At 55.1% G+C, this 18,790-nt stretch carries 15 protein-coding genes and 3 pseudogenes; 4 read left to right on the forward strand and 14 right to left on the reverse strand.

Annotation, left to right across the window (positions count from 1 at the left end; genetic code table 11):
• Nucleotides 1-24: 24 nt before the first annotated feature.
• From ABVN19_RS09545 to ABVN19_RS09555, 3 genes are all read right to left on the reverse strand, one after another.
• Nucleotides 25-522 carry a hypothetical protein gene (locus tag ABVN19_RS09545; protein ID WP_105642553.1) on the reverse strand — a complete coding sequence of 166 codons (498 nt, stop codon included), beginning with the start codon at nucleotides 520-522 and terminating at the stop codon, nucleotides 25-27.
• 196 nt (nucleotides 523-718) lie between these two features.
• Nucleotides 719-1,027, reverse strand: a complete 309-nt coding sequence (locus ABVN19_RS09550; RefSeq protein ID WP_256585926.1) for a hypothetical protein — start codon at nucleotides 1,025-1,027, stop codon at nucleotides 719-721.
• A 14-nt stretch (nucleotides 1,028-1,041) separates the two neighbouring features.
• Nucleotides 1,042-1,776 carry a metallophosphoesterase family protein gene (locus ABVN19_RS09555; protein WP_105642555.1) on the reverse strand — a complete coding sequence of 245 codons (735 nt, stop codon included), beginning with the start codon at nucleotides 1,774-1,776 and terminating at the stop codon, nucleotides 1,042-1,044.
• Between the two features lie 317 nt (nucleotides 1,777-2,093).
• Here ABVN19_RS09555 and ABVN19_RS09560 point away from each other — a divergent pair, with 317 nt between their 5' ends.
• Nucleotides 2,094-2,486 (forward strand): helix-turn-helix domain-containing protein, encoded by a 393-nt coding sequence (locus ABVN19_RS09560; protein ID WP_256585927.1) that lies wholly within the window; start codon nucleotides 2,094-2,096, stop codon nucleotides 2,484-2,486.
• A gap of 89 nt (nucleotides 2,487-2,575) precedes the next feature.
• Here ABVN19_RS09560 and ABVN19_RS09565 read toward each other — a convergent pair whose 3' ends face one another.
• From ABVN19_RS09565 to ABVN19_RS09585, 5 genes are all read right to left on the reverse strand, one after another.
• Nucleotides 2,576-2,986, reverse strand: coding sequence for a hypothetical protein (locus tag ABVN19_RS09565; protein ID WP_105642557.1), 411 nt, complete (start codon nucleotides 2,984-2,986; stop codon nucleotides 2,576-2,578).
• Nucleotides 2,987-3,011: 25 nt separating this feature from the next.
• The gene (locus tag ABVN19_RS09570) at nucleotides 3,012-3,515 is read right to left on the reverse strand and encodes a hypothetical protein (RefSeq protein WP_105642558.1); all 504 of its coding nucleotides are present in this window, start codon (nucleotides 3,513-3,515) and stop codon (nucleotides 3,012-3,014) included.
• Between the two features lie 475 nt (nucleotides 3,516-3,990).
• Entirely contained in the window at nucleotides 3,991-4,698 is a 708-nt protein-coding gene (locus tag ABVN19_RS09575; RefSeq protein ID WP_146117346.1) for a hypothetical protein, read from the reverse strand.
• Nucleotides 4,685-5,602 carry a TniB family NTP-binding protein gene (locus tag ABVN19_RS09580; RefSeq protein ID WP_105642560.1) on the reverse strand — a complete coding sequence of 306 codons (918 nt, stop codon included), beginning with the start codon at nucleotides 5,600-5,602 and terminating at the stop codon, nucleotides 4,685-4,687. The genes ABVN19_RS09575 and ABVN19_RS09580 overlap by 14 nt, the downstream gene beginning before the upstream one ends.
• Nucleotides 5,599-7,296 carry a Mu transposase C-terminal domain-containing protein gene (locus ABVN19_RS09585; protein WP_158259246.1) on the reverse strand — a complete coding sequence of 566 codons (1,698 nt, stop codon included), beginning with the start codon at nucleotides 7,294-7,296 and terminating at the stop codon, nucleotides 5,599-5,601. The genes ABVN19_RS09580 and ABVN19_RS09585 overlap by 4 nt, the downstream gene beginning before the upstream one ends.
• 1,515 nt (nucleotides 7,297-8,811) lie before the next feature.
• Between ABVN19_RS09585 and ABVN19_RS09590 the strand changes: the two are divergent.
• Nucleotides 8,812-8,976: pseudogene (locus tag ABVN19_RS09590) on the forward strand (transposase); the annotation flags it as partial.
• 1,980 nt (nucleotides 8,977-10,956) lie between these two features.
• Here ABVN19_RS09590 and ABVN19_RS09595 read toward each other — a convergent pair.
• The 3 genes from ABVN19_RS09595 to ABVN19_RS09605 all read right to left on the reverse strand — a co-directional run bounded on the left by ABVN19_RS09595 (nucleotide 10,957) and on the right by ABVN19_RS09605 (nucleotide 14,396).
• On the reverse strand, nucleotides 10,957-11,343 hold the full coding sequence (locus ABVN19_RS09595; RefSeq protein WP_028946179.1) for a DUF1850 domain-containing protein: 387 nt from the start codon (nucleotides 11,341-11,343) through the stop codon (nucleotides 10,957-10,959).
• A complete protein-coding gene (locus ABVN19_RS09600) occupies nucleotides 11,340-13,364 on the reverse strand; it encodes a TRAP transporter permease (protein WP_028946180.1) in 2,025 nt (674 codons plus the stop codon). Before ABVN19_RS09600 ends, ABVN19_RS09595 begins: the two co-directional genes overlap by 4 nt.
• Before the next feature lie 78 nt (nucleotides 13,365-13,442).
• On the reverse strand, nucleotides 13,443-14,396 hold the full coding sequence (locus tag ABVN19_RS09605; protein WP_028946181.1) for a TAXI family TRAP transporter solute-binding subunit: 954 nt from the start codon (nucleotides 14,394-14,396) through the stop codon (nucleotides 13,443-13,445).
• Between the two features lie 147 nt (nucleotides 14,397-14,543).
• On the opposite strand from ABVN19_RS09605, the pseudogene ABVN19_RS09610 reads away from it, so the two are divergent.
• Both ABVN19_RS09610 and ABVN19_RS09615 read left to right on the forward strand, forming a co-directional pair.
• Nucleotides 14,544-14,618 (forward strand): annotated as a pseudogene (locus tag ABVN19_RS09610) (protease); the annotation flags it as partial.
• Nucleotides 14,618-15,214: pseudogene (locus ABVN19_RS09615) on the forward strand (c-type cytochrome biogenesis protein CcmI); the annotation flags it as partial. The pseudogenes ABVN19_RS09610 and ABVN19_RS09615, both read left to right, overlap by 1 nt.
• A 259-nt stretch (nucleotides 15,215-15,473) precedes the next feature.
• Here ABVN19_RS09615 and ABVN19_RS09620 read toward each other — a convergent pair.
• The 3 genes from ABVN19_RS09620 to ABVN19_RS09630 all read right to left on the reverse strand — a co-directional run bounded on the left by ABVN19_RS09620 (nucleotide 15,474) and on the right by ABVN19_RS09630 (nucleotide 18,772).
• Nucleotides 15,474-16,931: a mannose-1-phosphate guanylyltransferase/mannose-6-phosphate isomerase gene (locus tag ABVN19_RS09620; protein ID WP_028946183.1), complete on the reverse strand. Its 1,458-nt coding sequence runs from the start codon at nucleotides 16,929-16,931 to the stop codon at nucleotides 15,474-15,476.
• A 95-nt stretch (nucleotides 16,932-17,026) separates the two neighbouring features.
• A complete protein-coding gene (locus ABVN19_RS09625; RefSeq protein WP_177431080.1) occupies nucleotides 17,027-18,121 on the reverse strand; it encodes a mannuronate-specific alginate lyase in 1,095 nt (364 codons plus the stop codon).
• Nucleotides 18,122-18,142: 21 nt separating this feature from the next.
• Complete coding sequence (locus ABVN19_RS09630) at nucleotides 18,143-18,772, reverse strand: alginate O-acetyltransferase AlgF (protein ID WP_256585929.1); 630 nt, start codon at nucleotides 18,770-18,772, stop codon at nucleotides 18,143-18,145.
• Between the last annotated feature and the right edge of the window lie 18 nt (nucleotides 18,773-18,790).

An 18,790-nucleotide genomic window follows, 5' to 3' on the forward strand; every position in this document is an offset into this window, starting at 1 on the left:
AGCGGTCAATTCAATTTCTGAACGCTATCGAACCATGATGCCGTGGCTTTGCAGGTCGCCTACCAGCGTCTCTCGCCGTAGCATTCTAGGAATTGTGAAGAGGCTTCGATATCCGTAAAACAAACCCACGGGGATAACCAGGAGACCAATTCCAAAAGTCGCCGTGGCGATAATCAATCCTGCAGGAACCGCAGCCAAAGTGAATACAATTCCTTTTAGCACGCTAGATCTGGCAACAAGCTTCATGTGATCAAGGTCATACTCAACCTTACCATTGCCCTTTTCGCAAGCAACTAGAACGATAGATTTCTTACCGAGATGCTTGTAATACCAGACCCTAGGACTGTCAGTCGCAATCGCGCCGTGTCTCTGCAGGTAGCTCAGCATGCAGACTTCTTTGAAGTGGAATGTATTACCCTCACTGTCCTCACATCGAACTTGAGTATAAAGTGCATCGAGCTCGCCGCTGGCTTTGAGGTGATAGTTTTTGACAGTCAATGTCATCTTTTTCAGATCAGACATGCATTTTCCTTAGTGCATTTAGTTTTGAGACTGCCGGTAGCTCGATACCACCGGAATACGCACGCACACAAAAAGTCCACGGGTTGTGTCAGCGGGATACAAAGAACGTAAATCAGAGGCGCTCGTCGCGCCTCACCAACCGTTACAGCTTTAAAGGGCCTTCAGGCTGGCTGGTAAGCCAACCCAACAAGGCTGATCACTGCGACTCACTTAGCTCGCTAGCGATCACGAAGTGGTCTTGACCATCGAAGCTGCGCATCAGCTTGAAGCCCGCCCTCGACTCAACCAGGCAAAGTGGAGGGGTAGCAACTGTCATTCCGTCCGAGCAAACCCCAGACTGATCGCTGTAAACAAGCGCCGCGTAGCTCTGCCCTGCCCTCGCGGCCTTGATCAGGTAAGCATCCACTACTACTCCCCAGTCTATGCCCTGCGCCTGAATGACCTCAGAGGGAAGATCCCGCTCGAGCTCTATCGGCTCGACGGCGTGGTCAATAAAGTGCTTCATCGCCGAAGTGGCCATTAGATTTGGATCTCGAAGTAAGGGTCAAAACCGGTGTTCTCTCCGGGGTAGCCACGGGGGTTTGAGATCACCCGGCAGCCAGCCAGCTCAACATCTGTAGCCTCATGCGTGTGACCGAACACCCACACATTGGCCTCCTCGATTAGGTGCTGCCAGTCGTTGGTGTACGCTGCAGTAAGATGCCCTTCATGCTGCTCACCAATCACCACGGGAGATGGTGAGTGATGGGTTACCACTACCGTTTTGCCATCAAACGGTTGAGCAAGCTCTTGGGTGAGCCAGTCCTTGGCGATGTGGTTCCGGGTAACCAGGTCATCCGGTCTCAATCTTCTGTAGTTCGAGTCTGCCCTGATGTACTTGAAGTCGTTCATGCCTTGCCTGGCAGCGTTGGTGGCCGCGACCTGGTTCCCTGTTGACGTGAAGTCAGTCCATGCTGTGCTGCCGAGGATTCTGACATCCCCCAGAGTCAGCGATTCGTTGTCCAGAACATGCACGTGGCCGGCCGCGGCGTCCTTCATCTTCTGCAAGGTGCGATCAAGGTGCCCGTCGTAATACTCGTGGTTCCCTGTGACGTATACGACTTGGCAGGCGAACGTCTCGTTGGCCCAGTGGACGCCCCTGGCCTTTTTGTTGATGTCACCCGCGAGGATTACCAGCTCAACACCAGCGTCGAGGGGTGGCGGGTCGAAACGGTGGAACTCGGCGTGGAGGTCTGAGTAGATTCTGATTCTCAAAACGCTGACCTTGAGGATTTAGCTATAAATTGATGCAGACTGGGTTACAGAGCGCATGCTTGCCGAGACTGCCGGCGCGATGGAGCGCAAGCATCCCAGCCTTCAGTTACTCGACCAGGACAACGCACCAAGCGTGGCGCACAGTTCATTTCACAGCACTATATTGCATGGAGTCGAACCTTGCAATATGGCTTTATCCTCGGCTTTGGGTATACCAAATGTCGTTGAGAGAACCACTGGCTGCAGTCTTAAGACTGACACGTACCGCCCGAAACCTGTCTCAAGAAGATTTTCATGGCCGGGTCGAAGCTCGGCACATGAATAACCTCGAGCGCGCGAAAAGCAGCCCCACCCTGTCCTCGCTCGAAGACATCGCCATTGCATTGGACGTTGACCTTGTAGCGCTCGTGGCGGTCGCCAGCGCTCATGTCCGTAGCCAGACCCCGAAGGAATTTTTGAAACACCTGGCCGGTGAGATCACCAAACTTGAGAAGCTCGGTGTCCTGGACAAGCTCGACGGCGAGTTTACCGACGGCAAGCTTCAATCAGTGCACGGTCGCATTCGGTCAGGCGCTGCCAATCGAGCGGCGGTGCTTCAATGCAAGGCTGAAGGAAAGACGCAGAAGGAGACCGCGGAGCTGCTGGGGCTTGCGAAGTCGACGGTGAGCGTGCTGTGGAGAAAGCAGCCGGACGGCGAACCTATTCAGTAAATCTGATTTGGACAGAGATTTGCGCCTTTTAAAAAGATTTCTAATACCCGTCCAGCTGCCACTTAGCAAGATAATAGTGTTCACTGCGGTCATTCGTTGAGTAAGCTTCCGACCTGCCGGTTGTAACGTGCAACCGCGCTACGCATTAACGAATCAAAATTTCGTTTCGCGATCTCGCGCACGGTCGCGCGACTGCCATAGACTGTAACTGGAAAGTCGTAAAAGATGTCCAGGAAGGCGTCTACCACATCCTCGTGCTTCTGGGTGTCTGATGTTTTGTTGGCGTTGAACTTCGATGTCTTTGTTAGGCCGGACGCCAGCAGTCCAGGAAAAATCATGCGAGGCGATACTACCGGATACTTCGCTACGTGGAACCACGTTATGATCCGCCGAGAGGGCAACAAAACAAGCATTCCGACCTTCGCTTGCTCGCCAAAAAACTCGCCCTCCTCAGTCATAGCCACAGCCAGTGAGAATGTGACTTGAATAACAAGATTCATTTGCAACTCCACCTCCGATCGTTTGCTATCCACGCCCGCTACCGAATCCAGCGATGAAGTCCCTAAGATAAGGGCTCTCAGTATCTTGAGAGAGTTCCAATAATTGACTTAGGAGCTGCAGTCCCCGTTCAGGAGTAAATATATTTGCTGACCTGCCCAGTCCGTACATATTGTCGAAGTAGTGGTGGCGATGATCATAAGACTCCAAATACCGCTCCGCTGCAGGTCTATCTGCTTGTTCGACATAATTAAAAAGCAGGCCTGTGAGGAGCACAGCAACCCGTCGACGAATCGCCTGACTGATTAAAGGCCCGAGGTTGAGGTTATACCTGAACAGTTGAGAATCAGTGCTGACCGGCTGCTTGGGGAACAGGGAAGTTATTAATCCGTGCCTTGGATAGAGCAACACTCGGATAATCAATTGTATCAGTCGCCACTGACGATCATCTTCCCTCTTCTGGCATTGCATCTCAAATTTTGACATCAGAGACTGTACTTTCAGCAATGCCGATAGTACACCAGTCTCCATACTTGATGACTCCTTTGAAACAATATTGGAATTGGAATGGTAGTGACCGAATAGCTTTAAAGCCATGTTGAGTTTGTAATTATATATCCCAGGAGTATCGAGTATGGGAACCAAGTGCCGAGGGCAAACTGTGTGAAAGACGGAACACCACTCCGTTAGCATCGTTGGCAGCCGAAAATGCCTAATGTGCTCACAGAAGCACTGGTAGCAGAACGCCCCTCGATAGTATCGGGGTATCAACCACGAGCTTGTTGTATCGAAACCCTTGAAGTCGGACTGTGACATCCCCATGAGCTCAAGGCAAGTTCGTGTGAACTCGCTCTCTCGATCAAAATCCGGATCGAAGTCTCCCTGCTGCATACAGCGATGATAAACATCTGTTACCTCCCTCAGTGAGAGTTTTCCAATCCTTGGAATGGCCCCCTGCCGATGCAACCAAGACGAAAAAAGCTCGTTTGGTAGCGGTTCATTAGGGTTAATCATCTTTAGACTGCTCGACGAACCATTGCGCCCTTAAAAGCGGATGGCATAAATTCAAAATTGTAGATGCGAGATTACCCTCTGTCCTCGCATAGAGGTCGGACAGCACTGAGGTCGTAACAGCACGCAATCCGATAGTCTGAACGAAACCCTCGAAATAGTCCATGTATTGCTGTTTGGATTCAAAGCTTTGCAGAATGCTCTCACTACGATTTTGACTACCTGTAATTTCGCGCTGATGAACAACACATTCGGCCTTTCCCCTCAACGGGCTTTGCGACATCAAGAAGCTAATACCAGGCAGTCCCGTGGCCATTTTATTCAAATGACTAACAGCTGTTTTTTTCATCGACACAGTGAGAGCAAAGTCGTCAAGATCACCAATCGCAATCACCGATATAGACTGAACGCTAACCAGTTCTTTCACATACGACGGGATCGGAGCACCATGATATATTCCTTCTGCACCCAACCCAAGCTCATAGTAGAAGGTCTCCAGCAAATTCATGCCGGTGAGTGCGGGGCGCGCCGCCAAATTTAGAATGCATTTACCTTGGGACGTCAAAATATTCTCCATCAATGTAGAAAGCCCTGCTCCTGGGTAAGCATTGATAATAGTAATCACTGGGTCAGCAGAGACTAAACTATTTATGGTGCTATCATATATCGCCTGCTGGCATGGTGTCATTTTATGTGTTTGCATGGGCATGGGCATCTTCACGTTTAGTCTTAGGAACGTGTAGGTTGAAACCAAACCTCATTGCGATTTCACGAAGGCGAGGGAATTGCCCTGCACTAATACGCTCAGCGCCTGATTCGATTGCATCCATTGCCAAGCACTTCATAATTTTAACGACATTATCCATGATGCCGTATGACTCAGACAGGATCAGCGCATTGATCTCCGCACAGGTAATATTGGATCTTATTTTTAAGGGCAGATGCGCTTCATAGGTCGCTAGAAAATTCACAAAATCCTGCCCCATTTCCCAATCACTCACATAGTATTGTACAAAGCGCCTATCTATGATTCGATCAAGCGTGAGAATACTGCATGCCTCAGTATTCCCGAACGCGATTACACACAGCTTCAAAGTACCGGCAAGATTACGCATCAAGGAAAGGAGCGTCCGCTTTTGTGCGTAAGGCTGGAGCAGCGCATCATTCAACTCATCAATAACGATTGCGCATATTCCATTATTAGCGATATATTTGAAAATAAGTTCCTCTTTGTCGGCAATGCTTCGGCGACCCATGTCAATTCCGAAGGCCTGGCAAAGCCGATCATGTAGCTTAAAGCGACTTGTATTCTCAGTTAATTCGATAAAAACCATTTTTTTATCGGAATTGGAACTGAGATATTTCAGGTGATGCCAAGCGGCTGATTTGCCATCACCCCCATTCCCGTAAATAAAAATGCAAGACGCCTGAATTTGGTGTGCTGTGTAAAGCATGTGACCTAAACACTCAAATACTGGCGCAAACTTCGGATTATCGATCCAAAAATCATGTCTGCAAATCTTAATTCGCTCCTCCACAGGTAAATCAAGCTTGTGGCGATGCGCCTCCAGAACGTGCGAATAGTCAAAAGTAGGATGAGAACTCATAGTTTGAACCTATCTACAATGATTTTTGGCTCGAAGGTATTTGCGCCAGCTTTGCTGTTAGTAATGATACGAGGCGTACCAATTACAGGCTGAGGCGCTGGGGGGTTTGGCAGCCGCTCTCCTTGGGCGGTGACGTCTTTAGCACCGGCGTCATCAGGCTGTGGCAGAGCCTGTTTAGGCTTAGCTTTTACCTGCTGCGCCAGGAGCCGCTGGCGCTCTTGGGCTTCGAGTGCATATTCATCGTCGAGCATTCCACTTGGGGCGTTGTGGCCAACAAGTCGAGCGCGAGACAGCCCACGGTGATTGCTGTAGGACTCCCAGTTGTTAGAGAGCCTGTCGCGTGTAAAACTACACGGCACATGCAAAAACTGCCCATCAACTAATACCCATATCGACCCCAGATCATATGGCTGGTACCGAATTTCAACATCTCGACGTCCAATGTACGGCTCAAGCTCGTACCGACCATACCTTCTCCCTGCAAAATTAATCCCATAGGGATGGATTACGTGGTCATAAGAGGGTGAAAGAAAATCAATGAAGAAACGATCTTGATCCTCAGGACGGATGACTCTATTTCGATCCAGTAGCCCCATAGCGTCATAGTGATCCCACGCTTGACGTGGCGTGCACCCGAGCTCTCGATGAACAGTTCCGTTATATAGTATTGCCTCTTCCAGTAAAAATTTTGCGCACTCGATTACATTATATTTTGCATCGTGCTCCGGAGTTAGCCCCTGCCGCTGAATCACATTACTGCCAGTGGTGCCCGGGAGAAAATGAACCGAGGTCATGAAGGTACCAATCACTCTCTCTATCAGTCCTCCATACCACTTCTTGTCGACAGGGCGATGATCCCAGTCGATACCCCAGCGCTTGCATGTTGCAATGAAACGAGGACTTGTGAACTCTGCAGCATTATCTGTGTAAATCTGAAAGGGAATGCCGTGAAAAGGGTAAGTATTACCGCCAGGGGCGTATAACTCCAAAGACTTAGCCTTTTCAAGAATGGCGAAGCTCAAGGCGTTTGCAACTGTTCTCAACCCGGGCGCTTGCAGGCTTAAATACAGTCCGAGTACAACCCTTGTCAAGGAGCACATTAGAATTGTCAACCAGGGTCGCCCAATTATTACGCTCGGATCAAACTCATCTACAAGCAAAATATCTACAGAGGTGTGATCCATTTGCACTTGTTGAAGCACCCGCTCCATAACCTTTTTTCCAGGCTTAACAAGATACTTATTATCACCTTTTTCCTTGCCGTATTTACGATAGTACTTCTCTTTCTCAGGTTTAGCCGTCACAAATTTTCTGGCTTGATACTTACTAGGAGGACGCTGATTGTCAGGACATAGACCTTGCGATTCCTTCCAAACCTTTGCCGAGGATGCGCTCGGCCCTCTATAGTACTCTTGATACGCCGTTTCCAAGGCGGCGCGCTGCACTTCCGTGAGGGTTTCGCGTCCAGGTTTCGTTCCTCGCTTTTTCCTTGTCAGCTCAAGATAGCTTTCGGACGCTAGGAATTTATTGTATAGCTTGTAAAACTGGCTCTTTTTTAATTCTAGAAGTTCCATCGCTTTAGGCTGATCAATCATTTTTTGTTTTAGCTGCTGAAAAATGGCTTCCCGCTTCAGAGCAAGCCGTAGCTCAGCGTCACTTACATCCAATGATTGATATGGCACTGCCTCACGCATCACAGTTGGATTGGCGGGCTTCCAAGGCCTTGGAACTCTTAAAGGAGGAACCTTAGCCCTAACCGGTCGTGTTGCGTGAATTGTGATTGAGGTGCCAGAGTCCTTCGCCATTAACATTCACCACACTAAAGATATGAAGATCGAGCAGCAAGTAAGTGCGAGCACACCTTACTAATCCATAGCTGCCTTATAGCCGAAGTTGAATCAACTTTCTTTTCTATTCAACTGCCAAAGCTCTAAGTAACCACTGGAGCGAATTACTTGCTTCGAGCAGGAAGCCTAGTGACTTCGCACTGGCTATACGCTAGCTCACCACGACGACCGCATCAACTAAATTTTAACGCCATTATCAGCCAGAAAGTTGACACCTCGAATATTTAATATATTGATTAAACCCAAGAAAGCATCACCTGCATTTCGCTGGAAATATAAATGATAAAAATCAATAAGTTACGCTATGGCTTATTATTTATGCATAAATTGAAAAACCATCATTAATTGATTAATTCGGTCTTTCAAGTGAGTTCAACTGACCAAGGATTTCCTTAGGATTCGGAGTCCTTGGCATGCAAAAATTGACTCTTCGGGTGCCTCGATGTGCAGAACCCGAGCTCGTGTCAAGCTTAGTTACATGATTCTCAACGGATGAGCGGAGTGAAGCGATTGAATCTTATGGATCCCTTTAAAGGGCCTCTTATTAAATGTTCCGTTGCATTCCTCTTTCCCGCTAGAAGAGATTTGTGACGACAAAAAGCAAGACTCTCTCTCTCTCAACTAATGAAGGGCCATGTTTCGACGAATCAATTGATAACAGATCTACCTCCTGAGGCAAATCTTCTCAGCAGCTTTAGACCGTGAAGATAATTGCGACTCTCCTCAAGCAAGCCATCTTCATCCGTCTATCTATAGCTAAGGCTTGGGATGCGTATTTGTTGTCAGCCAGGCAGACGACCTCAATACGTGCTGAAGCCCGGCTACAGCTGCGACGAAAGGATCGTGGAGGTGTGAGCGAAACCAGTTGATGGCTTGGTTCATTGTGGGCCTTGCAGGCTTTTGGGACGGCCATTGACCGGAAAAAAGACGCGTTGCAGTACTTGAGCGGAAAAAAGAATTCATTTCTCCGGTCTATGGCTTCGCCCCTAGAGAAATCTCAGCCAGATCAGAGGGATATGATTTTCCGATTAACTGATAAAGCTCACATATAGTACCCGGAAGAAATTGTTAGAAATTCAGCGCTGAAATAATTCAAAACCGGGAACGTATCCCCGGCTTTGAAATATTATCGATCTTACGACTGCGGGAATTTGAGAGACTTTGAACCGCACCACACCTCAATCACCGCCGATTCAAGCACGCTCGGAATATCCGGGAGCTCCATCGTCGCCTTTTTTAAGCATGTGAACCGGATTGTTTCCTGATCAGTTTCATTTTCGCTTATCAGCTTGCATACCTTTGAATCGCCCCTGGTTTCGTAGACACCTCTTTGCCTTAAACTGAGGCCAATTAGGAGGTGCCATGAGCAACCCACGTTACCCCGAAGAATTCAAAATCCAAGCGGTCAATCAAGTGATCGAAAAGCAGCTGCCTGTCGCTGATGTAGCGGCACGTCTCGGTGTGCCGACGCGTAGCCTCTATGCCTGGATAAAGCGCTACAGCAAACCTCAAGAGGAGCGGCAGCAGCAGGCGAGATACTTCACCCTGCTTCCACTCACCACAGAACTGATGGGCGGACCCGCTCAAGTACCCACTTATGACCCAAATACGCTCTCACCGACATACACATCAAAAACTTTTAGCGACGTTGACGTCGACGCATGGGCGCGAATCTTTCTTTCAGCTTTCGATGAAATCTTAGCGCCGGCCAGTTGCGCCGAATTCGCCGCGTTTGATAGTGACGACTACCAAAGCTTGATGGGCCTCAAGGCCGTTTTCGCGAAGGCACTCGCTAACGGAGTAGGCCCGGTATTCCCCTCAACAACAGGGGGTAACCTGGCAGCAGCTCAAGACCTGTTCGAACAAAGCGTACTGACCTCGCTCTCGACTGCTTATGCGATGAAGCTTCCAATCACTGCCAGCACCACATCGAGCCCTGGGCTTCTCAACTTCCTGGTGACTGCAGCGCGCGCAGGCGGTGAAGCAAACCAGGATCTCGAGCTGCCCTACTCTGCACGCGTCGAGCACCATTTCAACGACTCGGAATCAGCATTCGGCTACACCCCATCGCAATGGCTTGGCTTCGTACTAGAGCATAAAGACGATCCGCTTACCCTATCGCTAGGTGTGATCAATGTACCGGTACCGGTGCGCGCATTCCCCGCCTCCCCCGTCCTTCAGACCCAACACGCCGAGCAAACGGCACCGGCTCCGTCCGACGCTTTGGGCCCGCCCGAGCCGCGATGGAATTACTCGACGCGCCTGGTTCTGCCGGAGCACGAAGCACAAGACGAGTTGTGGGTGAGGCTCACTTACAATCAACCACTCTCCAGCACGTTGCTGGATGCGTTTGAGTTGAAGTCAGACTCGCCTACCCCTCATCAAGTGATCAAGGCTCTTCTCGACCAGATATCGCGGCTCACTTCCGCTTGGGCGGCATGGCCTGGCCATCCAGGCCTAGTGGCCCGTACCGCAGTCCGCGATGACGCACCGGCGGGACAAACAAGCACGGGCTACGTCCTGAACTTCTCGAATGCATTCGATGAACAACCGACCCTTCAGTTGTTTGCCCAAGGTGAGTACGTCAGCGGCCAATGTGACAAGGTGAACATCGTTTGGCCCATCATCAATGGTCAAATCCACGGGCCCCTATCACCTGCAGGCCTGGATGCGCCAACCAGTGGAGCATGCTGGTTCGTTGCCAGTTACGATTATGCGCAGCTGCCTGACGCGGTCGCAGGAAGTCTGGAGTTCGTCTGGCCAAGCCTCGACGTGGCGACTCGCCAAACGGCGATCTCGAGGTGGTGGATCGTTCGCAACGCTAATCTTGGCGGTGCCAGCGGCTTGAAGACTAACCGAGGGCTGATATACCAGACCCCGGACGTTTCATTCGCCTCTCCAGTCGTGCCCTTAATCACTATGCCAAGGTACACATTCGCCTCAAACGATTCGCTCGCAGACACGATTGAGAGAGCACTATCTCCATTTGCGCAGGCCGCCAGCTCCGCAGCCAAGGAACGCTTGCTGCAAATATCAATCGTGTACAGCGTTGAAAGCGCCGCACCCGCAGGAGGCGGTGCCGGACTTTGGATCGATCTGCCCATCCTCTTGGCGAACAATGTGCAACTTGCAAGTGACGATGCCCTGGCGGCTACAGAAAACGCTTTAACACTCCATGATTTGGCATGCCAACTGGCCACCGAGTGCGAGCGATGGTTCAAGGTCGAAATGCCCTCCACTGGCAACGCTTTATTGAGTCTGGATGTCACGCTATTCACTAACGTCGACGGCTCGCAGGCTCCCATTGTGTGCGCGCCACAGTTGCTTATTCGTGTACCGCATGGCGGGTGGCAGCCCAGGTAATAAGTGCCCGAGGGCGTTTCGGGGCCATCCACCAAGCCCTGTGTCAATGAAGGAACATCCTCATCGCTACTGAGTAAAGGAATCACCCCCAAGCCGCGTGAAGGTTGCGTCGACAATGCAATTCCACAACCATTGCCTCGTAGCTCAGCCCTGCTCGCAACTCCACAACTCCACTGCGGGCTGGCGCGTCTGTGGTGGCCCTAGCCAGAGGCTCAGGGCCTTGCACTGGCCATCCACACACAACAGGTAGTCTCCAGCCTCAGGGGTACGGCCCAGGCGCAGGGGTTGCAACGGCGGCAGTCGGCGCTGGTAATGCCAACTACCGTCATGCAGGCGAGCGTCGTCGGGGATTTCCATGCCCGCGCCAGAGCCTTTGACCCGCGCTTGACCCAACACCAGGCCCGAGGGGGTGACGCGGTAGTCCTCCTCCCAGCGGATTTTTTCAATGCTGTGGTTCCAGGCCAGGGTGAAGTGGGTAAGCGGCAACTCACTCCACACCACGCCAGCCAGTCCCAGGCACAATCCAATCATGCAAGCGCCCTGCCCCTGCGGGTACGCCACCAGTGCGGGCCGATCACCAGCAGGCCCAAGGCAAAGCCCACTTCGTCGGTAATTGGCAGCGCCAGGATCAAAAAGCTGCCGGCGGCGAATGCCAGCAGCCGCTCCCACCAGGCCAGCGGCCCGTTCAGGTAACCGATCGACGCCGCGCCCCACAACCCGATGGCAAGCGCTGCCTTGCACACCATGTAGACACTTGCCAACACACTATCGCCTTGCAGCATCAGCGCCGAGTTATACACCGCCATGTACGGCACAACGAACCCGGCCACTGCGATACGTACCGCCCACAGGCTGATCTTCAGGCCTGACTCCCGGGCGATCGGGGCCGCCGCAAAACAGGCCAGCGCCACCGGCGGGGTAAGGTCGGCAAGGATGCCAAAGTAGAAGACGAACATATGCGACACAATCAGCGGCACACCCAGTTCCAGCAGCGCAGGCGCGGCAATGGAGCTGGTAATGATGTAGTTGGGAATGGTCGGAATACCCATGCCCAATATCAGGCAAGTGAGCATGGTGAGCACCAGCGACAGCAGCAGGTTGTCCTGGCCAACGGCGAGGATATAACCGGCAAACGTGGTTGCCACACCGGTCAGGCTGACGATCCCGATGATCACCCCGACCAGGGCACAGGCAATGCCGACCGGTACCGCATGCCGGGCCCCTTCAACCAAGGCGTGCAAGCAGATCAACAAGGTACCGCGCCCGCCCTTGACGAACCAGCAGACCACGACTAGGGCTGCGATCACCGCAAAGATCACACTGATGCCCAATTGGAAGAAGCCGGCACACAGCACGCCCAGCGCCACCCAGAAGGCCACCCGCAGGGCGTTGTTCGATACCTTGAGTATCAGGGCTGAACCAAGAATGACAATCGCCGTCAGGGCCAGGCCCACGGTGCCCGAGAATAACGGCGTGCGTCCGGAGAACAGCAAATACACCAGTACGAACAACGGAATCAGCAAATACCAACGGTCACGCACCGCGGTCCAGGCGTTGGGGCATTGGTCCTTGGGCAAGCCTTTGAGGTCGGCCTGCCGGGCCGCCAGGTGAACCATCCAGAACACCGAGCCGAAGTACAACAACGCCGGAATCAATGCTGCCTTGGCCACTTCGACGTAAGGCACGTTGATGGTTTCTGCCATGATGAACGCCACAGCGCCCATTACCGGCGGCATGATCTGGCTACCCATGCTGGCCGTAGCCTCTACCCCGCCGGCAAAGGCCGCTTTGTAGCCAAAGCGCTTCATCAACGGAATGGTGAACTGCCCGGTGGTGACCACGTTGGCCACCCCGGAACCCGTGATGGTGCCCATCAGCGCCGAGGACACTACCGAGACCTTGGCCGGGCCGCCCACCTTGTGGCCGAACAGGCCCATGGAGAAGTCAGTGAACAGCTTGATCATCCCCGCCTGTTCGAGGAAGGCACCGAACAGAATGAACAGGAAGATATAGGTGGCCGATACATAGGTTGGTGTGCCGTACAGGCCCTCAGTGCCGAATGACAACTGGTTGACGATCTGGTCCAGGCCATAGCCGCGATGGGCCAGGTCGCCCGGCAGGTGCTCGCCGAGTAGGCCATAGGCCAGAAACAGCCCACAGATGAGCGGCAAGGCAATGCCCATGACCCTGCGCGCGGCTTCAAAGACCATGACGATCAGGATCAGTCCGATAACCATGTCGGCCTGGGTCAGCTCGCCCGAGCGCTGTATCAGGTCGCCCTCGAACCACCACTGGTACAACGCCGTGCCCATGCCCAGCAGCGCCAGCAACCAGCCAACTGGCTGGAAGGGCCGGGCCTTGCCCAACGCCGGGTAACTGAGGAACACCAGCATCAGCAAGAAGCCGACGTGGCCGGCGCGTTGTACCTGGGTCGAGAATGGGTGGAAGGCTGCGGTGACGATCTGGAATATCGTGAAGGCCAGGGCGACAAAAAACAGCCCCTTTGGCCAGTTGCCAACGGCGGCCGCCAGGCCCTGTGGTTGTTGACTCATGGGAGGACCTCTGTGATCACAAACCTGCGACAGGTCGGGCCAGGTGCTGTCTGGCCCGACCGGCGAATACGCTGTGGCTTACAGTGCGTTCACTTCTTTGTAGTACTTCTCGGCACCCGGATGCAGCGGGATAGGCAGATTCTTGGTCGCTGACTCCAGCGTGATGTCCTTGGCTGCCGAGTGGGAGGTAGACAGGCGTTTGAGGTTTTCGAACATCAGCTTGGTCATCTGGTAGGCCACGTCATTGGAGACCTTCTCCTGGCTGACCAGAATATTGGCCACGGCTACCGTCGGGACATCGGCATCCTGCCCGTCGTAGGTACCCGCCGGGATCATGCCGGCCTGATAGGCCGGGTTGCCGATTTTAGCCACCACCTCTGAGGGGATGGCCACGAAGCTGATCTTCATGGTCGAGGCCAGATCACGGATGGCTGCCATGCCCAGGCCCGAGGACTGCAAGGTGGCATCCAGCTGGCGGTTCTTGATCAGCTCGACCGACTCGGCATATGGCAGGTACTCGACCTTGCCCATGTCTTCATACTTGAGGCCCGCAGCCGCGAAGATCGCCCGTGCATTGAGCTCGGTGCCAGACTTCGCCGCCCCTACCGAAATACGTTTGCCCTTGAGGTCGGCCAAGGTCTTGATGCCTGACTCGTCGCTCGCCACGATCTGGATGTAGTTTGGGTAAGTACTGGCGATTGCCCGCAATTTTTTCAGCGGCTTTTTGAAGCCCGCCTCTTCGTCACCATTCCAGGCGTCGGCAACAGAGTCGGCCAGGGCAAATGCCAGCTCACCTCGTCCTTGCTCAAGCAGGTTGAGGTTTTCAACCGAGGCCTTGGTGGCCTGCACCGACGTTTTTGAACCCTCGATTCCGTTGCTGTAAATCTGCGAAAGACCGACGCCAATGGGGTAATACACCCCGCTGGTGCCGCCGGTGAGGATGTTGATAAAGGCGGGGGCAGCCAGTACAGCAGTACTGGCGGTGAAGGCCGCTGCGGCGGCAAAAAGTCCCAAGCGCATGCTCGATCGCATAAGAAGAACTCCATGATTGTTATGATTATTCGACGTCCGGATTGTAGTCGAATGGACAAAAGACGACTGGGATTACCGCCAGATTGAACGTTGCTTCCTTGCAGTAGGCCTCTTACTTCAGGTCTATCGATAAAAGAAGATCACATCATGAGTGCACAACTTAATGGCAAACGCGTGGCCTTTCTGGTCACTGATGGCTTTGAGCAGGTGGAACTGACTGGTTGTTCGCAGATACCGAAGGCGTCGCCGCGTCGCAGGATTCGCGACTTGGCAAACCTTTGCCGTTGCTTGTCGCCGTGTTGGTGCCGGTAGGTGAACCTTGTCGGTCGTCAGCCCGAGCTGTTGGGGCAATGGGCCCAGGCCCAGTACTTCGCCAATGGCAAAAAGTGGTTGGACAAGGTCCAGACCCTGACTGACGAAGCGCTCAAGGCCAATCCGAAGGAAGTCAGCAGCCTCGGTATGCTCGGTATCGCCGCATTTGAAGGTGAGCGGTATCAGGAAGCAATCGATTACTGGGGCCGGTTGCTCGAACAACCACCGCCGGAAGACAAATCCCGTGACGCACTGCAAGGCGGGATCGAGCGCGCCACCGAGCGTCTGCGGGCCAGCGGCAGCAAAGTCACCGAAACGTCAGTAGCCAAAATCGACGCACCGCTCAAAGTACGCGTTGACCTCGCCGCGGGTCTCTAGAACAAGGCACCGCCCGGCGACAGCGTGTTCGTCTTCGCCCGCCCCACGTCCGTCCACCGGAACCGCTGGCGGTTAGTAGCATGACCGTGTCTGATCTGCCGGTGACAGTCAAATTGGCCGATGTCGACAGACGATCATCCGATGGACATTTCCTCGGGCTGTTGGAGGTTTCCACCAGCTTAGACTTCCCCTCCCTCGGGAATTTCTGTAAGGAACATTCAATCCGCTGGATGGCCAGGCCAACGACAGAACGCAAAAGCCGGCGTCAGGTTACAGCTGCAACGCTGCGCGCGCTCAAGCGCTGCATTGAGCAGCACCTGACGCGCAGCGGTACTCAGCCAAGGGTTCGGTGTGCATGAACCTGCTGGCTCGTTCCGGTGCTTTGGCTCAAGCGCCGGCGACCAGTTTGGCTGCCACCAGCGCCTCGCCGGTCCGTCCATAGACATCCTCCAGGCGCTCGATGTCGTCCTCACCCAGGTAGCTACCGGACTGCACCTCGATGATCTCCAGCGGGATCTTGCCGGGGTTGGCCAGGCGGTGCACTGAGGCGATCGGGATGTAGGTGGACTGGTTCTCGGTCAGCAGGAACACCCTGTCGTCACATGTCACCCGGGCGGTGCCGGATACCACGATCCAGTGCTCGGCGCGGTGGTGGTGCATCTGCAGCGACAACTGCGCGCCGGGTTTCACGGTGATGCGTTTGACCTGGTGGCGAATGCCGTTGTCCACCGAGTCGTAGCAGCCCCAAGGACGATTTACCGCACAATGGCTCTGGGTTTCCGTGCGCCCCTCCAGATCCAGGCTGTTGACCAGTGCCTTGACGTCCTGAACCGAATTCTTGTGGGCGATCATCACGGCATCCTTGGTTTCTACTACCACCAGATCGTCCACACCGACCAAGGCCACCAGCTTGCCGCTGCTGTGTACGAAGCTGTTGCGGCTGTCGTGGCTCATCACATCGCCCTTGAGCACGTTGCCGGCCTGGTCCTTCTCATGCACTTCCCAAAGGGAGGACCAATTGCCCACGTCGTTCCAGCCGGCGGCAAGCGGCACCACGCAGGCGTGGGAGGTCTTCTCCATCACCGCGTAGTCGATGGAGTTGTCCGGGCAGCACTCGAAGGCGTCGGCATCGATACTCATGGTATTGCCGAAGCGATGGCTGCGCTCCATGGCCAGCGCACAGGTGTCATAGATGTCCGGCGCATGCTTGAGCAACTCGTCCAGATACCGGCTGGCACGGAACAGGAACATGCCGCTGTTCCAGTAATAGCCACCCGCGCGGACGAGTTCGCGGGCCAGTTCTGCATTGGGCTTTTCAACGAAGTGGCTGACCCGGTAGGTGCCTGGATAGACGCCGCCGGCGTCACCTGCGCGGGTCGCCTTGATGTAGCCGAAGCCGGTCTCGGGGCGCGCGACCGGGACGCCGAACAGCACCATCTCCCCTTCCTCGGCCGCCCCGCGCGCCACTTCCAGCGCCTGGTGCAGCGCCGGCGTGTCTTCGATCACATGGTCGGCCGGCAGCACCAGCATCAGTTCGTCGCGGCCTTCGGCCAGCAGTTGCAAGGCGGCCATCGCCACGGCCGGCGCGGTATTGCGGCCGAAAGGTTCGAGCAGTGTCGAGTGCCCCTCGACGCCGATCGCCTTTAGTTGCTCGTTGACGATAAAGCGGTGCTCATGGTTGCACACGATCAGCGGGCTCTGCATACCTTCAAAGGCCAGGCGCTGCAGGGTCTGCTGGAACAGCGAGAGCTCGCCGGTCAGGGCGAGGAACTGCTTGGGATACTGCTTGCGCGACAGGGGCCACAGGCGGGAACCACTGCCACCAGAAAGGATTACCGGAATCATGGGAGACGCCTCCATTAAAGTTCCATTTCAAATTCATACGTGTCCCCGCGGAGGCCTTGCCTCGGACAACCGGGAAATTGGATGCATCGATGCAATCAGGGGTTGAACAGCTGGGTGACATTCCCTCCTAGCCGATAGGTCTCCAGGGGTTCCAGGGATCGCCGCCAGGCGTCGGTCTCGGCCGAGCAGCGATAAAGTGTGCAATAGGGCTCCAGCCAGGCGAACTTGCCGTCCTCCTGCAAATCTTCCAGCTCCTGCGGGTAGCCGGTCCGGGCCTGGAAAAGGCGCGGGTTGTGCACGCCCGTTTCGACCCGCCGGGCGAGTCGCTGCAAGGCACCGCCGTTGTCGCCACGCAGGTCTACTCCATTGGCCTGGGCGAATGCCGAGATCATCATCAGCGGCCCCAGGCTGTAGTTGTGGTAGGCCAGTGCCCGGGTGTGCCGGGACAGTTCCAGCGGCAGGTAGCCCTCGACGTCGACCTGCTCCACACCATGGCGGTACTGCTCGATCGCCCAGTCGAACAGGTCCTGGCGGTCGAGCACCACGGCACTTGCCATCACCGCCCAGGCGGCCCAGTACTGGTGGTTGTTACGTCGCTCGCGCGGTTGCTCGTTCCAATCCTGCACCACTTGGTCGGCGAGCCGGGCGAACCACTGCTCGATGGCGCGCGTTTCGGCCTCATGCCCACGCAAGGGTGCGGACCGGGAGAACTGCAGCCGCAGATAGGCGGAGGACAGACTTCCCAGCGCCCATTTGCGCACCGACTTGCCGGTGTGGTTGTAGTTTCGGCTGAGCAGCGCGTCGGTTTCGGCCCATGTGTTCAACCAGGCCAGGGCGCAGTCGGCGTACTCCTGACGACCGTCCTCCAGATACTTGCCGACCAGTTTGTTCACGCCGCTTTCCAGCGCACGCACCTCGCCGGTCAGCCGCTTGTAGCGCGCCGCGGCCTGCGGGTTCAGCTTGTCCCTGGCCGAGTCCGAGCCTTCGTACTTGCTCGGAAACTGCAAGTCTCCCGTGTAGGGCCCGGGTGCCCCGGCGCAGGCCGGCTTCTTTCCCGTAGGGGGCGGCGCGGCCAGGTAGAAGCCGCTGGGCGGCACCAGGCGGGCACCCGCGTTGTCTTCCAGGGGCTTGCTGCAGCCGGCGACCAACAGCAGGCCCAGGCCGGTCAGCGCCATCCGCGTACAGATCAGGCTGGGTTTCATAGCCATTCCTCAGTTGGTCGCGACCGGACGCTTGACCCAGGCCGGTGACAGCTTGTCGGCGGAACCGGTGACGAACAGGCTGACCACTTCGCCGCGCTCCAGCACCAGCGGGTCGAGGTCACGAATCTTGCGGTCGCCGGCGTACAGCGTCAGGCGCACCTTGACCGGGTTGATCTCGCGCTCGCCTCGGGCGTTGGCCGATACCGGGTGGATGACCTCGGTACGACCGTCGGCGGTTTTGATCGACAGGGCGATGTCGGAAAGATTCTGCAGGCGCAGCAGCGACTTCTGGTGATTCTTGAACGGCGGCTCCTCCACCAGCTCCAGCTTCCCACTCGGCATCTGCACCAGTGTGTAGTAGCGCTCGGCGTCGAGCTTCACCGCCAGGCTCTTGCCGTCCGCGTTGGCGGTGTAGCTGCCGGCCGGCAAAAAGGCGAAATCGCTGCTGCTCTTGGCGCCCAGGTCGTTGATGCGGACAGGGCCGAGGTTGGCGTCAAAACTGCTGCTTGCGGCGTTGAAGCCGCGCACGAAGGCCGAGCCGTTCGGTGCCGCCGGACCGTAGAGCGCCGCTTCGTCAGCCATTGCCCACGGGGCGGACAGGCCAAGCAGCAGGCTGCCCAGGCGCAGGGTGTAGGGCATCGAGGAAAAAAGGGACAT

Source organism: Pseudomonas vranovensis, from assembly GCF_040438935.1.
Taxonomy (GTDB): Bacteria; Pseudomonadota; Gammaproteobacteria; order Pseudomonadales; family Pseudomonadaceae; genus Aquipseudomonas; species Aquipseudomonas vranovensis.